Genomic DNA, 15,531 nt, shown 5'->3' with positions numbered 1-15,531 from the left:
TCGAGGCTTTTCGTCGGACAGGGCGAGCCTATTCCCGCAAAGCCCCCGAAATCGCCCGATCGGCCGAAAGATCTTGGGTCACGGCCCGGCGACGCCGCGCAGCCTGGCCACCTGATCCGCCGTCAGATCGGTCAGCGCGGCGGGCTCGACGGATTCCGGCGCGGTAATGGTGACCTGTGCCAATACCGGACCGACCTGAACGATCGAGACGAGCGAGACCAAGGTGAACCCCGCACTGGCGGTGCGCAGTTGGAACGCCGTCGAGGCGTCGCCGACGGGTGGTTGATCCAGCGCGCCGAGCCGGTATTCGATCGCCGTTCCGTCCGCGTCGTTGCCGGAATATTCGGTGCATTCGCGCAATGTCTGCTGCACCGCGGAAAAGGCCGTCGGCAATTTCTCCGGCGAATAACTCGCGGCATCGATATCGATGCTGGAGAAGTTCGGACCGTTGTAGGCGACGGTATTCCACGTCAACGGTTCGGTGCCTTGCTCGGCCAGCGGCAGCAGCACGCGCGCGCACTGGGCGGGCCGCGTCTCGGCGGTCGGTCCGGCCTGCTCCGGCTGCCCCGGGCCGCGGGTGTCGAACACCGGCGTCATGCCGGGCAGATCGGCGGGACCGAGCAGGCGCCTGGCCAGCTCCTCCGGATCGGTTGTCGGCGAACCGGTCACCGGCGCGGCGGCCACGGCGGGACCGAGCGGTGCCAACGCGGGAAGGGACGGCTGCTCCTCTTCCGCATCGCAGCCCGCGACGACGGCCACGCTCGCCACCGCCGACAGCAGCAGCGCGCGTCTCACTCCGCCCACGAGACCTGCGTCGTGATGGTCTGCTGCAACATGCTCGCGCTGCGCGGATCCCGGTAGGCCTGATGCCCGCCGACGGTGATGGACCCGGCCACCGGCAACGGCAGACCGAGGTCGACAGTGATGGTCCCGGTGCCTTGCATCACATAGTCCTCGATGTCGAGGGTGCCCGCGTTGTTCGGTAGCGACCATTGCGCGGATTTCGGGGTCTGCGTCACGTTCAGCTGGATGGTGAGCCGGTCGCCGTCGCGCTCGGTCAGCGTCGCGGTGGTGACCTGGTCGAGCGTCACGCCGCCGGTTACCTCCTGGTGCACGGTCCACACCGCGCCCTCGCCGATCGGTTCGTCGGGGAACATGATCGAGCGGTACACAGCCTGGTAGAACGCCTGCTCCAGCGCGGCGCGAGCGGCGTTGGAGGTGTCCGGCGACGGCGCGAGCCGCAGCGCGGTGATGGCGCCGTCGTCGCTGAAGTCGAGGCCCGCGTGCGAGCCGTCGGCGGCGGTGAGTGCCTTGCTCAGCAGCGGGTCGGGGGTGGACACCGCGCCGATGACGAGGTCGACTCCCTCGGCGCTGGTCTCGGCGGTCATCGGAATGGTCAGCGCGGGCGTCGAGAAGTCGCGCTTGGGCTGGTCGTTGATCTGCTGTTCGATGCGGTGATCGGTGCGCAGGGTCACCCGCTGATCGGTACCGACGACGAAATGCGGCCGCAGCACTTCGCGCGGCTCGGCGCCGGGCTCGAGGAGCGTGGCGGCCGAGGCCGTGATGGGCACGGTCACTTCCTTGCCGATGCCGAGCGGCTCGGTGCCCTCGCCGGCAGCGGGCGCCTCGGCGTCGTCGCTGCACCCGACACCGAAGGCGGAAAGCCCCACCGCGAGCACGACGAGCAACACGCTCGAGCGCGCGAACCGGGGCAGGTGAGAAGAAGACAACACCGTCACGAGCAACAGGGTACGACCGCTTCCTGAGTGTCAGCTGGGACATTCGCCTCGCGTGCCGCCGGGCGCGTTTCGAACACGCCGCGAGGAGGCGCGGCGCGGCGCGCCAGGCGCTCGAGAGATGATGATCGGCGTGAGTGACGACCGGCCGCCCGAGGACAACACCGCCGACCCGGCGCAGCAGACGACCCAGCCGCTACGGCTGCGGACCCTGCTGATCATCGCCGCAGTGCTGTTCTGCCTCGACCTGCTCACCAAGACGATCGCGGTCGCCACCCTCGAGCCGGGCGATCCGGTGTACCTGGTCGGCGACTTCGCCCGCTTCACCCTGGTGCGCAATCCGGGCGCGGCCTTCTCCATGGCCACCGGCATGACCTGGCTGCTGACGCTGGTCGCGGCGGCCGTGGTGATCGGCGTCATCCGCATCGGCCGCACGCTGCGCTCGCTGTGGTGGGCGATCGGCCTCGGCATGGTGCTCGGCGGCGCGCTCGGCAACCTGATCGACCGGCTGTTCCGCGCGCCGGGACCGTTGCAGGGGCACGTCGTCGACTTCGTCGCGATCGGCTGGTGGCCGGTGTTCAACGTGGCGGACTCGGCGATCGTCTGCGGCGCGATCCTGCTCGTGGTGCTGACGGTCTTCGGCTTCGAGCCCGACGGCACCCGGACCGGGCGCGGCGCGGCGGACGAGGAGCGGGCCGCGACGGCGCAGGCCGATCCGCCCGCCGGGACCGAACCGAAGAACGACAAGCCGAAGAAGGACACGCCGGGCGGCGCCGAAGAGGAGAACGCGGCATGAGAGAGACCAGGACCATGCCCGTACCCGACGGGCTCGACGGCATGCGGGTCGACGCGGGCCTGTCGCGACTGCTCGGACTCTCGCGCACCGCGGTGGCGGCGCTCACCGCCGAGGGCTCGGTGCAACTGGACGGCATTCCCGCGGGCAAGTCCGACCGGCTGGTCGGTGGCGCGTGGCTGGAGGTCGAATTCCCCGAGCCCAAGCGCGAACTCACCATCGAGGCCGAGCCGGTGGAGGGCATGAAGATCCTCTACGCCGACGACGACATCGTCGCGGTGGACAAGCCGGTCGGCGTCGCCGCGCACACCGGCGTCGGCTGGACCGGCCCGACCGTGGTCGGCGGACTGGCCGCCGCGGGGTACCGGATCTCGACCTCCGGCGCGCACGAACGCCAGGGCATCGTGCACCGGCTCGACGTCGGAACGTCCGGGGTGATGGTGGTCGCCCAGTCCGAGCACGCGTACACCGTGCTCAAGCGGGCCTTCAAGCAGCGCACCGTCGACAAGCGCTATCACGCGCTGGTGCAGGGACATCCGGATCCGAGCAGCGGCACCATCGACGCCCCGATCGGCCGCGCCCGCGGCAACGACTGGAAGTTCGCGGTCACCGCCGACGGACGGCCCAGTGTCACCCACTACGACACCGTCGAGGCGTTCCAGGCCGCCAGTCTGCTCGACATCCACCTGGAAACCGGCCGCACCCACCAGATTCGCGTGCACTTCTCGGCGATCCGGCATCCCTGCTGCGGTGACCTCACCTACGGCGCCGACCCGCGCCTCGCCGAACGCCTCGGCCTGGCGCGGCAGTGGCTGCACGCCCGCTCCCTCGGCTTCGCCCATCCCGCCGATGGACGCTGGGTGGAGATCACCAGCGAGTACCCGGACGATCTGAAGAACGCGCTGGACGTCCTGCGCAATGCCTGATCGGCCCGAGTCCGGTGCGGAACGTCGCGAGGGCGACGCCGCCGACGACGGACCCGAGAACTTCGCTGCCGGGGAACACCCAGCGCGAGACACGGCCCGCGGCGGCGATGCCGACGACGGGCGACCGGAAAACCCCGGCCCGGAGAAGCATCCGGGACGCGCGGCACCAGGTCACGCGCACGACGACGTGGAGGACGGCGGACGCGGCCGGCCAGCGCGGATCGCCCGCGCGGTGCTGGCTGGTGTGCTGGCGGCCGGTGTCCTCGCATTCCTGGCCGTGCTCGGCGCACTGAACCCGCCGCGCGAACTCGGGGTCGGCACCGATCGGCTCGGTCCGGATCACGCCGAGCCCGTCGCCGAGTACCTTGTCCGAGCCCATGATTCGCTCGCCAGCGCCGACGCGGATCAGCACTGGGCGCTGGTGTCGTTCACCGAACCGGTGGCGCCCCAGTCGATTCCCGCGCACAGCGGCGGGCTGCGCATCGGGCAGGTGCTGCACCGCGTTCCGATTCCCGGCGTGCAGACGCCGCTCGTCGCGGTGCCGGTGCCCGCGGGCGACGCGGTGGCGGTGGCCTCGGCCGACGCGGCCGCGTGGCAGATACAGGACCAGCTGGAGTCCACCGTCACGAGCGACGAGCGCTACACCCGGATCATGACGGTCGCCATGTCCCGCCTGCGGGAGGGCTGCGCCTGCACCGTCGGCCTGGTCGTCCGCGGCACCCTGCCGGAACTCCGCAACCTGGCCTCGGTCGACGGCATCCGCGCGGTCGAAGCCTTGCCCGCCGACGCCGTGGCGGGCCACTTCGCGGTGAGCCCGCTGCTGCCGGAGCACACCGAGACCGTTGCCCCCGGGCCGGACGACGCCCCTGTCCCCGGCAACTGACCGGCAGTCGTCAGCCCGGCATGGCCGGAGCGAAGGCGGAGGTACGCCCCTGCGGCACGTCCGGTCAGTCGGGCAGGGTCACCACGCCGTCGAGATAGCGGCGGCAGCGCCCGAGCAGCAGGACACGATCGTCGACCAGCGCACAGCGCAGGGAGCCGCCGCGGCGCGACAGCTGACGGGCCAGCAGCTCGGTGCGACCCAGCTCGGCGGCCCACAGCGGAACCAATTGGGCGTGCGCCGATCCGGTGACCGGGTCCTCCGGCACGCCGATGCCGGGGGCGAAAACCCGTGAGACGAAATCGACTTCCGCGCCGCGGGCCGTGAGGACGGCCGCCCTGGGCAGCGGCGGAAAGGCGCTCAGCAGCGGACGGGCGCGGCGGACTTCGTCTTCGGAAGCCACCACGACGACCTCGTCGGTGCCGGAGAAGGCGCGCACCGGCGCCACCCCGAGCGCCGCCACCAGCGCCGGGTCCGGCTCGACCTCGACGGAGGCCACCGTCGGCAGGTCGAGCACGTACTCGTCGTCGTCGGTGCGATCCACGTGCAGCCAACCGCTCCTGGTGAAGAAGCTCACCCGGTCGGCGCCGGGATGCATGTCCTCGAGGACCTGGGCCGCGGCGGCGAGGGTGGCGTGCCCGCACAGGTCGACCTCCGCCGCGGGGGTGAACCAGCGCAGGTGGAATGCCGGATGATCCCCGGGCGGCCCGACCGCCTCCGGGGGTAATTGCGAGGTGTAGAAGGCGGTTTCGGCGAGGTTGTTCTCCTCGGCCAGGTTTTGCAGCAGCTCGTCCGGCAACCACGACGTCAGCGGCATCACGGCCGCCGGATTACCCGAGAACGGTGCGTCGGCGAACGCGTCGATCTGGTGCAGCAGTACCTCCATAATCGGAGAAGGTACTCCAACCCCGAATGATCGCTTCGCACAAGGCATCTCGGATCACCGCCGGGCAGGTGACGCGGGTCACGCGCTGCCGCCGGGCGAAGCGGGGATGAGCCTGCGCTGCTCGCCGTGCAGTGCGGCGCTGATCCACCAGATCGCCTCGACCAGCACGATGCCGACCGCGCCGCAGACGAACGCCGCCGTGGTCAGCGCCTCGTTGGACGGGTCGAGCTTGAAGAACTCACGGGTGAACGGCACGGTGAACAGCACGACGTAGGCCGCCATGGACGCCACGATCAACACCACCTTCCACCACACGTACGGCCGGGCCACGATGGCCAGCACCCACATCGCGATCATGATCAGAGTGATGAGCGCGGTAGTGCCCGCCTGCTCCTTCTGCGTCTCGGTGGCATCCGGCCCCGCGTAGGCGATCAGGTACGCCACGAAGGTCGCGACGCCGATCACCACGCCGGACGGAATCGCCAGACGCATGACGCGCGAGACGAATCCGGTGCGGGCGCGTTCGTTGTTGGGGGCCAGCGACAGGATGAACGCCGGAATGCCGATGGTGAACCAGGCGGCGATGGTGACGTGGCGCGGCAGGAACGGATAGCCGATCGGCTCGTAGTCGAAGATCTGCGAACCGATACCGGCCACGCCGACCAGGAACGCCAGCAGCACCGAGTACACGGTCTTGGTGAGGAACAGATTCGAGACGCGCTCGATGTTGCCGATCACCCGGCGGCCCTCGCCGACGACGTACGGCAGCGTCGCGAATTTGTTGTCCAGCAAGACGATCTGCGCCACCGCCCTGGTCGCCGGGCTGCCCGCGCCCATGGCCACGCCGATATCGGAATCCTTCAGCGCCAGCACGTCGTTCACGCCGTCGCCGGTCATCGCGACGGTGTGCCCGCGCGACTGAAGCGCGCCGACCATGGCGCGCTTCTGATCCGGACGGACCCGGCCGAAGGTGGTCTCGTGCTCGAGCACGTCGGCGAGTTGCTCAGGGTCCTCGGGCAATCGGCGCGCGTCGACGGCGTGCTCGCCGCCGGGCAGGTCGAGCGAGGAGGCCACCGCGCCCACCGAGACGGCGTTGTCGCCGGAGATCACCTTGATCGAAACGTCCTGGTCGGCAAAGTAATCGAGCGTCGCCCGCGCGTCGGGGCGGATCTTCTGCTCCAGCACCACCAGCGCGGCGGGCCGCACTGTTCCCGGCGCGTCGGACGCGTCCACCGGGCGGTCGCTCTGCGCGAGCAGCAGGACGCGCAGGCCGGAGGAGCCGAGTTCTTCGGCCATGCGCGCATCCTCGGACTCCGGGTCGAGCAGCACGTCCGGCGCGCCGAGCAGCCAGTCGCCGTGCTCGCCGTAGGAGAAGCCGCTCCACTTCTTGGCCGAGGAGAACGGCGCGACCGCGGTGTGCTGCCACTCGGGCCGGTCCGTCAGCTCTTCGGCGATGGCCTGCACACTGGCATTGGGGCGCGGGTCGTCGCCCGCCATCGCCGCCAGTGCCCGGCGGACCGCGCCGTCGTCGAAGCCGTCCAGGATCTTGATGTCCGACAGCCGCATACCGTTCTCGGTCAGGGTGCCCGTCTTGTCCGCGCACACCACGTCGACGCGGGCCAGGCCCTCGATCGCGGGCAACTCCTGGACCAGGCACTGGCGGCGGCCGAGCCGCACCACACCCACCGCGAACGCGATGGAGGTCATCAGCACCAGCCCCTCGGGCACCATCGGCACCAGCGCGGCCACCATGCCCGTCACCGCGGGCCGCCAGCTCTCGCCGCTGGAGAACAGCTGGTTGTAGATGCTGAGCAGACCGGCGGGGATCAGCAGGTAGGTGATGAATTTCAGGATCTTGTCGATGCCGCTGCGCAGCTCGGAGTGCACCAGGGTGAATTTGCTGGCCTCCTCGGCCAGCTTCGCGGCGTAGGCGTCGCGGCCCACCTTGGTGGCCCGGTACGCACCGGAGCCGGACACCACGTAACTACCCGACATCACCTCCGCGCCGACGGCCTTGTCGATCGGGTCGGCCTCGCCGGTGAGCAGCGACTCGTCGATCTCCAGCAGGGCGGACTCCTCGACGACGCCGTCCACCACGATCTGGTCGCCCGGACCGAGCTCGATGAGGTCGTCGAGCACCACGTCCTTCGGCGCCACCTCCTGCGCGACGCCCTCGCGGCGCACCGTCGGCCTGGCCTGGCTGACGATGGCCAGCTGGTCCAGCGTCCGTTTGGCCCGGATCTCCTGGATGATGCCGACCGCGCTGTTGGCCACGATCAGCAGACCGAACATGCCGTCGATGATCGAACCGGTCGAAAGCACCAGGACGAACAGCACACCGAGGATCGCGTTGATCCTGGTGAAGACATTGGCGCGAACGATCTCGCGGACCGAGCGGCTGGCCCGGTCCGGCACGTCGTTGGTGAGCCCGTCGCGGCGACGTTGCTCGACCTCCGCCGCGGTGAGTCCGGTCGCGCCCGATGCCTGAACGGTTATCGACATGACCGCCAGCCTAATAGGGCGCTGCCGGGCGCAGTCCGTCCGCAAACCGCGGATGGCCGAAGCGAAGACGGAGGTTCGCCGGGCATTCATCCCATGAACAGCGGCCGCCCATTAGCCTGGCACGGGTGCGGCGAAACAGATCCATCCCCGGTGTTGCCTTCGGCACCAGTGCCTATCTGATCTGGGGGTTGTTTCCCGCGTTCTTCGGTCTGCTCGCCTTCGCCAGTGCGGTGGAGGTGCTCGCGCAGCGGATCCTGTGGACGCTGGCGGTGGTGCTCCTCGTGCTGGTGGTTACCGGACGCTTGCGCGAGATGGCCGGCATCGGCGCGCGGACCTGGCGGTTGGCCGCGCTGGCCTCGGTGGCGATCTCGATCAACTGGGGCGTCTACGTCTACGGCGTCACCTCGGGGCACGTGGTGGAGTGCGCGCTCGGGTACTTCGTCAACCCGCTGGTGACCGTCGGATTCGGCGTGGTCATCTTCCGCGAGCGTCTGCGGCCCCCGCAGTGGGCGGCGCTGGGGCTCGGCGCGGCCGCGGTCGCGGTGCTCACCGTCGACTACGGCAGGCCGCCGGTGATCGCGCTCGCGCTGGCCTGCTCGTTCGCGCTGTACGGACTGGTGAAGAAGGTCATCCCGCTCGACGCGCTGCGCGGCATCGCCGCCGAGGGCATCGTCGCCGCGCCGTTCGCGCTCGCCTTCGTCGTGGTGCTGCTCGCCACCGGTCGCAGCGCGTTCACCTCCGGCGCGGCACACGCCGGGCTGCTGATGTCGACCGGACCGGTCACGATGGTGCCGCTGCTGCTGTTCGCCGTTGCGGCGCAGCGGGTTCCGCTGTCCACCATGGGTCTGCTGCAATACCTCACGCCCGCGCTCCAGATGGCGTGGGGCGTCGCCGTGGTGCACGAGCCGATGCCCGCGTCCCGCTGGGCCGGCTTCGGGCTCATCTGGGCGGCGCTGGCGATCTTCACCACCGACGCCCTGCTGCGCGCCAGGCACGGTCGGCGCACCCGGACTCTGATCACGCCCAGTGACGTCTCCGCCCCCTGAGCACGTCTGCACCGCTGGGTCTTTCGTCGCGAATCGGCGTACGTCGCGACGGCTCCAGCTCCGTGTTCATAGGTCGACCCCACCGGAGCGTTTTCGTCGCATCGGCACAGTGAACAGTGCCGACTGTTGTCCGGATCGACAGGGGGCCGAGGCGGGGCGCTCCGGTACATTGACCGCGATCGACGCTGGACCGGAGGGTTTCACGATGCTGGACGACGGGCGACTCGACAGGGCGGCCGGTGTGCTGCTCGGTACCGCGGCGGGCGACGCGCTCGGCGCCGGATACGAATTCACCCGGCCGGGTCCCGAGCGGGAGATCGATATGATCGGCGGCGGGGCGTTCGACTGGGCGCCCGGCGAATGGACCGACGACACCTCGATGGCGCTGGCGATCGCACAGGCAGCCGACGACGGCCCCGGACTCGAACTCGACGCGGTGGCAGCCGGATTCGTGCGGTGGTTCGACTCCGATCCACCGGATATCGGCGTGCAGACCAACCGGGTGCTCGCCGCGCGACCGGCCTCGGCGCGAGCCATGCAGCAGCAGGCCATGTCCTTGGACGGGCTGACCGGCGGCAACGGTTCGCTGATGCGCACGGCCCCGGTCGCATTGGTCTATCTGGACGACGCCGCGGAATGCGTGCGGATGGCGGGCGCGATCGGCCTGCTCACCCACCACGACCAGCAAGCCGTCGAGGCGTGCAAGATCTGGACCTACGCCATCCGGCACGCGGTGCTGACCGGGAACTTCAACGGCGTGCGGGAGTACATCGCGAGCACCGACAGCGCCGACTACTGGAATCGCCTGCTCGATCAGGCCGAAACCGGTGCGCCCGCCCACTTCCCGAACAACGGCTGGGTCGTGCACGCGCTACAGACCGCATGGTGGGCCATCACGACCGCCGACGCCTCCGGCCCCCAGCATCTTCCGCTCGCACTGGAACTCTGCGTCCGCGCGGGCGGCGACACCGATACCACCGCCGCCATCGCGGGCGGCCTGCTCGGCGCCCGCTGGGGCGCCTCCGCCGTCCCCGCCCGCTGGCGTTCCATACTGCACGGCTACCCCGGCCTCACCGGCGACGACTTGGTCGCCCTGGCCGCGCGCATCGTCCGAGCGAACGCCACCGCTTGAGCGACAGGCCCGGCCGCGCGGGGCATCCGTGCGGCCGGGCCGAAGCCGAATCAGTACGCGGTGTTGATCGGGCCTGGGCTCCACAGCCCGGAGTGGTCACGCCTGGCGATCGCGGGCTCGGCGGGAACGGCGCTGTCATCGATGCGCGTGAACGCCTGGAGATCACCCCAGTCGCGGTCCCAGTCCTCGTTCAGGTAGGTGGCCAATGTCCTGGCGCGCAACAGCATTCCGGTCCAGCCGAGCGGCCCGCCGCCGTCGTGGCTCTGCCACAGATTGGTGACGGCGGCGCCGGGACGGTCCGGCAGGATGCGGTAGCCGGGGATCTCCGCGATGCCGTCCCGGTGATCGAACGGGCGCTGGTTCGGGAATTGCAGGCTGACCATCCAATCCACCAGGGCGGGCGTGGCGCCCACCACCTCGTTCAGCGTCCTGGTCTGCGGCACCCGCGGCGGCGTCACGGCCAGCCACTGCTTCGGGTTGCGGTCACGATCGACCGCGACCACTCGGATCACGTCGGCCTGCGCGGGAATCTCGGCGAACGGCACCCGCAGGTTGCGCCACGACGGCGCCGGACCGATGTCGATCGGCACGACCCGGCCCATCGGCTGCGCGGTGGACGCGGAATCCGTCGCGCCGTACTCGATCTGCACCGACTGACCGGGCGTCACGACACCGTCGGCGTCCACCGACCAGATCCGGCCCGCGGCGCTGAGCGCGATGATCCCGGCCCGGTCGCGCGGGTCGGGCAGCCGGTACCAGCCGGTGGTCAGCTCGGCGGGGCCCGCGTCGCCGGAGCGGTAGCTGCCCAGCACCGGCACCCGGGCCGGGTCGAGACCGAACGGCAGTGCGGCGGTGGCGGTTCCGGCCTCGTCCTCCGAGGAGGACTTGGCGCTCAGCGCGTCGGCGATGCTGCCGGTCGAGTTGCTGCCTTCGTCGTCCGGTCGCAAGTCCTCGGCCACACCGGCGGGCGTGAAACCCTTCGCGTCCGCCGAGAACGTGCTGTGCGCGTCCCCGGTGAGCGGCGCGAGCATGCCCTCGTTCGGATCGGTCTCGACCAGGACGTGACCGGCCAGTCCGTACGGCTTGCCCGTCACCGCTTCGATGTTCGAGCGCGCCAGCGAGAACGACTCGCCCTGCGCCACCGCGGCCTTGGCGAAGGACCCGATGTCCCACACCACCAGCAGCGCCAGCGCGATGGTCAACGGCGGCAGCAGCGACACCCGCCACCCGAAGCGCGAAACACGATGCGGAGTACCGGGTTTCGGCGCGCGTACATGCCACCAGGCGGCGACCGCCAACAGCGCGAAGGCGACGAACCGGAACACTTGGTTCAGCATCACCCCGGCGATCGTCGGCGCTTTGTCCCACCAGGGCATGCCCCAGGCGGAGACGTACCACCACCCGTTGGGCCCGGAGAACACCAGCGCCAACAGGAACGCGATCACCGCGGCGAACAGCGCGCGATTGCGCGGCGACCGCAGCACCGTGGGGCCGACCGCCATCGCGGTCAGCACCGCGACGCACCCCGCGACGCCGGCGTACACACCGAAGTGGTGGGTCCACTTGGTCGGCGTGACCATGATCATCAGCAGCGCGCCGATCGTGGTGCCGAGGATGCGCCGGGACGGACCCGTGGCGGTCAGCGGGATGCGGCCGCCCTTGCGCAGCAGCACGGTCACGCACACCAGGATGCCGACCAGCATCGCGAAGATGCCGATCCGGCGGCCGACCGAGCCGTCGATCTCACCCTGGAACAGGTACTGGTAGCGCAGGTACTCCTGGAACCACGGCACATCGGGGCCGATGGCGTGGTGCACCCGCTGCATCTCGAAGGCGGCGGTGAGCGGCTGGTCGGCGAACGCGATCGCCAGCACGACCACACCGGCCGCGCCGAGCGGGGCCAGCAGCGTCGCGTAGCCGGGCAGGCGCTGCCGCACGCTCCGCGGCGCGCCCACCTTGTCCATCACGATGTGGGCCACCGGGCGCAGGCCGGACAGCAGCGCGGCGACGCAGATGAGGCCGGACGGACCCGCCGTCACGGTGAACGCCGCGATCAGAATCGCCAGCGCGGCGGGCAGCAGCCGCCGGGTGGCGATCGCCCGTTCCACCGAACACCAGGTGAGCAGCAGTCCCAGCGCGACAGGAGGTTCGGGTCGCAGGCCGTTGTCGTACGGCAGCCACACCGCGAGGAAGCCGAGCGCGCCGGTCCACAGCGCGACCTTGTTGTGCCGCACCGCGACCCCGAGCCGCGGCACCACCTCGCGGCTGAGCAGCAGCCACAGCAGCACGCCCGCCGCCAACGCGGGCAGCCGCACCCACGGGCTGGCGGTCGTCACCTCGGCCATGATCCGGATCAGGTCGTAATACGGTGTGCCGATGGGGTTTTCGGGCACCCCGAAATAGGCGAAGTAGTTGGCCATGTACCCCGCCGTGCCGGACGCGCGCGCCATGCCGAACTGATAACCGTCGTCGGAGGTGGTGGCGCCGATGAAATGCCAGAGCGCCAGCACGCCGAGCACCACGCCGTCCAGCACCGAGAACGTCCACCAGCGTTGCGGCAACAGACGCCGGGTGCGCCTACCGTCCTCGCGGTCGATCCGGTAGAGGGCGACGAGGCCGACGAGGGTGGCCAGCACCGCGAGCCAGATGGCGGCCCGCTTGACGGGGGTCGGGCTGGAGGAGAAGCGGGTGTCCAGCTCCGCCGTGACCGTCGCGCCGTCGGCGGCGGCCAGGTCGCTGTAGATGCCGACCAGCTGCGGGCGGTAGTCACCGTCGAGCGTGGCGGGGAAGCCGGGCGCCTCGAATCCGACCATCGTCGCCGTGGCCTTCGCGGTGTCGGCGTGCACGGTGAGCTCGCAGCCCGGCGGCAGCTGGTCGACCGGCGTGCTGAGCAGCGCCTGGTTGCGCAGGATGACGTCGAGCCGGGCGGGCGCATCGGCGGTGGGCGTGGTCACCCGGGCGAGAAAGCCGTAGCGCTCACGATCCGGAGCGCCGTTGGGCGCGGTGGCGGCGAGGGTGCCGCCCTTGACGGCGAGCTGGCCGATGGCCGCGCACGGCAGGGTCGCGTCGAAGGTCAACGGCGCGTAGGCCACCAGCGGCGCCTCCACGCTGCGCGCCGAGCCCGCCTGCGGCCACGAGAGTGTCGCCGCGTCCACCCGAACCGGGAGCAGGGGCACCGCAACCGCGCACAGGGCGCCGATCAACGCCGCGATCAACGCGACGGGTCGCGCCCATCGTCCATTCGTATTCCGTTGTGCCGTCCCGGGTCTGGAATCCTCGACGGACGGCTGCCCCGCCCACACCATCGTGTCAGCCACGACGCCAGATAGTAACGATCGAATCTGAGAACGAAACCCATTGCCCGGGCGGCGGTACCGGAATCACCTCGAAAAACACCGCCGACCTGGGGATTCTCGCCTGCGGAACGGCACGCCGGGCCGGGAGGCACCTGGTGGTCGCGGCCCGGATCCGGCCCGGGCCGCGACGGCGCGCATCAGGCGCAGGCGGGCGACTGCTGGCCCAGCGCGGTCAGCATCTGGCAGGCCCACGCCTTCTGGACCTTCCACTTGCCGTTCTCGGCGACGAACGGCACGTCCGCGATGTTCTCCTGGTTGTTCAGCACGATCGTGGCCTTGGCGTTGATGGTGTCGCCGAAGGCGGTCACCTCGGTCACCGTGACGCTGGCGCCGGTCTGCTTGTACGCCTCGGCCAGTCGGCTCGGCAGCTCGGGGTCGGCCTCGGCGCCCTGAATCATCTCCAGCTTCTCCGAGTTCGGCACCGCCGGGTCGAGCGCCTTCTGCAGCTGTGCGTTCAGCTCCGCCACGGTCGGGACCGCGGGCTGGTCCGCCGCGGCGGTGGCCTTGGCGCTGGTCGTCGTCTTGGTCGTCTTGGCGGGTTCGTTCGAGTCGTCGCCACCGCAGGCGGTCATGCCCAGGCTGGCGACGATGGCGAGGCCAGCGATCGCGATGCGTCCAGTCGTACGAAGCTTCAACTGCTCGTCCTTTGCGTTCGAGGAGGGTCCGTGTCGTCACCGCGGCAGCGTCCACCGAGCGCCGGCGGCACTGCCCGAGGCATCAGGCTACCGGTCAGTGCAGACTGCCGAGCGGATCAGCCCGGGACAGACTGATGTCGTCGGCGCTGAAGGTACGCGCCGGGCCCGGCCCTGTCGAGCTGGTCTCGAACCGCACGGTGACCACGCCGTGGCCCGCCCCTTGCACCCATCCGTGCCCGTAATCCGGGTGTGAGACATCCATTCCCGGATACCAGAGGCGCGCCGACGGGCTCGGGTCGGCGGCGGTCGCAGCGGGTGCGACAGGCTCGCTCGATTCCCACTCGGTTTCGAGCGTGTCGTCGGCCGGACTCCGATCCAGCTCGGGGAACAGCGACTCCTGACGCACCGTCGACAGCCCGCCGAAGCCCACCCCCACCAAGCGGATCGGGCCGAGTTCTTCCGGATCGATCGCGGACCGCTGAGCGGCCGTGGTGAGCGTGGCCAGGTCGGTCGTCGCGTAGGGCAGGGTGAACGAGCGGGTCACCACGCTCATATCCGACTTCTTGAGTTTGAGCACCACGGTGCGCGCGGCCCTGCCGTCCTTGCCGAGCCTGGCGTGCGCGGCCGCCGCCATGGTCTCGATCGCGGGCCGCAGCTGGGCCAGGGTGACGATGTCGGTCTCGTAGGTGTTCTCGGCGCTGATCTGCTTGGCCTCGGCGCGCTCGGCGACCGGCCGGTCATCGATGCCACGGGCCAGCCGGTGCAGCGCGGCCCCGACGCTGCCGCCGAGCAGCGAGACGGCCTCCGATTCGGGCAGCGCGGCGAAAGCGCCGACGGTCTCGATGCCGACCGAGCGCAGCCTGCCCTCGGCCACCGGCCCGATCCCCCACAGCTTGCGGACCGGAAGAGCGGCGAGCAGGCTCTGCTGTTCGCCCGGCGAGACGACACGGATGCCGTCGGGTTTGGCCAGGCCGGAGGCGATCTTGGCGAGCTGTTTGCCGCTGCCCGCGCCGACCGAGGCGACCAAGCCGGTGCGTTCGCGCACCAGCGCGCGCAGCTCGGCGCAGAATTCGTAGACCTGATCGGCGTCGGCACCGGCCAGTTCCTCCGGTTCGCCGAACGCCTCGTCGAAGGAGAGCGTCTCCAGCACCGGGATGCGGCTGCGCAGCGCCTCGAACACCCGCCCGCTGACCACCGCGTAGACCGCGCCGCGCGGCGGCACCACCACGGCCGTCACCCCGACCAGGCGTTTGGCCTGGTGCATCGGCATCGCCGAGCGCGCGCCGAAGACCCTGGCCTCGTAACTCGCGCCCGCGACCACGCCGCGCCCGCCGGTGCCGCCGACGAGCACCGGACGGCCGCGCAGGGTCGGACGGGTCAACTGCTCGACCGAGGCGAAGAACGCGTCCATATCAATGTGCAGCACCCAGCGCCGGGAGGTGCGGCCGATCGCCGCCTGCTCCGTTGCTCGATCGGTTCGCACGACCGGGAATCTACGGCACCCCTCCGACAGGTCCGCCGCGGCGGCAACCGTGCGGTGGCTCCCGGATTGCTGTCGATCTGCTGTGTGACCGCACCGCTGGGCAGGCCGGGCGATCGAACCGCTTCAGCGGCCGTGACCAGGGCCGATACCTAGCGC

At 70.6% G+C, this 15,531-nt stretch carries 12 protein-coding genes; 5 read left to right on the top strand and 7 right to left on the bottom strand.

Annotated elements, in window-relative coordinates; all coding sequences use genetic code 11:
• Positions 1-78: 78 nt before the first annotated feature.
• Both AC3ERS_RS33700 and AC3ERS_RS33695 read right to left on the bottom strand, forming a co-directional pair.
• The gene (locus AC3ERS_RS33700; protein WP_431972199.1) at positions 79-795 is read right to left on the bottom strand and encodes a hypothetical protein; all 717 of its coding nucleotides are present in this window, start codon (positions 793-795) and stop codon (positions 79-81) included.
• Entirely contained in the window at positions 792-1,733 is a 942-nt protein-coding gene (locus tag AC3ERS_RS33695) for a hypothetical protein (RefSeq protein ID WP_431972234.1), read from the bottom strand. Before AC3ERS_RS33695 ends, AC3ERS_RS33700 begins: the two co-directional genes overlap by 4 nt.
• Positions 1,734-1,857: 124 nt before the next feature.
• Between AC3ERS_RS33695 and lspA the strand changes: the two genes are divergently transcribed.
• From lspA to AC3ERS_RS33680, 3 genes are read left to right on the top strand one after another with little or no spacing between them, the layout of a single operon-like run.
• Positions 1,858-2,532 carry a signal peptidase II gene (gene lspA / locus AC3ERS_RS33690; protein ID WP_431972198.1) on the top strand — a complete coding sequence of 225 codons (675 nt, stop codon included), beginning with the start codon at positions 1,858-1,860 and terminating at the stop codon, positions 2,530-2,532.
• Positions 2,529-3,455 (top strand): RluA family pseudouridine synthase, encoded by a 927-nt coding sequence (locus AC3ERS_RS33685; RefSeq protein ID WP_431972197.1) that lies wholly within the window; start codon positions 2,529-2,531, stop codon positions 3,453-3,455. The genes lspA and AC3ERS_RS33685 overlap by 4 nt, the downstream gene beginning before the upstream one ends.
• Positions 3,448-4,338, top strand: coding sequence for a hypothetical protein (locus AC3ERS_RS33680; protein WP_431972196.1), 891 nt, complete (start codon positions 3,448-3,450; stop codon positions 4,336-4,338). The genes AC3ERS_RS33685 and AC3ERS_RS33680 overlap by 8 nt, the downstream gene beginning before the upstream one ends.
• A gap of 64 nt (positions 4,339-4,402) precedes the next feature.
• Here AC3ERS_RS33680 and AC3ERS_RS33675 read toward each other — a convergent pair whose 3' ends face one another.
• Positions 4,403-5,221 (bottom strand): PhzF family phenazine biosynthesis protein, encoded by an 819-nt coding sequence (locus AC3ERS_RS33675; RefSeq protein WP_431972194.1) that lies wholly within the window; start codon positions 5,219-5,221, stop codon positions 4,403-4,405.
• A 78-nt stretch (positions 5,222-5,299) separates the two neighbouring features.
• Positions 5,300-7,723 (bottom strand): HAD-IC family P-type ATPase, encoded by a 2,424-nt coding sequence (locus tag AC3ERS_RS33670; RefSeq protein ID WP_431972193.1) that lies wholly within the window; start codon positions 7,721-7,723, stop codon positions 5,300-5,302.
• 125 nt (positions 7,724-7,848) lie between these two features.
• Here AC3ERS_RS33670 and rarD point away from each other — a divergent pair, with 125 nt between their 5' ends.
• Together rarD and AC3ERS_RS33660 are read left to right on the top strand one after the other, a co-directional pair.
• Positions 7,849-8,769, top strand: coding sequence for an EamA family transporter RarD (gene rarD / locus AC3ERS_RS33665; protein WP_431972192.1), 921 nt, complete (start codon positions 7,849-7,851; stop codon positions 8,767-8,769).
• 205 nt (positions 8,770-8,974) lie between these two features.
• Positions 8,975-9,901, top strand: coding sequence for an ADP-ribosylglycohydrolase family protein (locus AC3ERS_RS33660; protein WP_431972191.1), 927 nt, complete (start codon positions 8,975-8,977; stop codon positions 9,899-9,901).
• 50 nt (positions 9,902-9,951) lie between these two features.
• Here the strand turns inward: AC3ERS_RS33660 and AC3ERS_RS33655 are convergent, their stop codons facing one another.
• The 3 genes from AC3ERS_RS33655 to AC3ERS_RS33645 form a co-directional block, all read right to left on the bottom strand.
• Positions 9,952-13,218 carry an arabinosyltransferase domain-containing protein gene (locus AC3ERS_RS33655; RefSeq protein ID WP_431972190.1) on the bottom strand — a complete coding sequence of 1,089 codons (3,267 nt, stop codon included), beginning with the start codon at positions 13,216-13,218 and terminating at the stop codon, positions 9,952-9,954.
• A gap of 176 nt (positions 13,219-13,394) precedes the next feature.
• Positions 13,395-13,892, bottom strand: coding sequence for a WKL family lipoprotein (locus tag AC3ERS_RS33650; RefSeq protein ID WP_431972189.1), 498 nt, complete (start codon positions 13,890-13,892; stop codon positions 13,395-13,397).
• A gap of 94 nt (positions 13,893-13,986) precedes the next feature.
• The gene (locus tag AC3ERS_RS33645; protein WP_431972233.1) at positions 13,987-15,303 is read right to left on the bottom strand and encodes a DNA polymerase IV; all 1,317 of its coding nucleotides are present in this window, start codon (positions 15,301-15,303) and stop codon (positions 13,987-13,989) included.
• Positions 15,304-15,531: the final 228 nt, after the last annotated feature.

This window comes from Nocardia sp. bgisy134 (assembly GCF_057708325.1).
The sequence above is the reverse complement of the archived record's forward strand: the minus strand, read 5'-3'. Positions and strand labels throughout refer to the sequence as shown.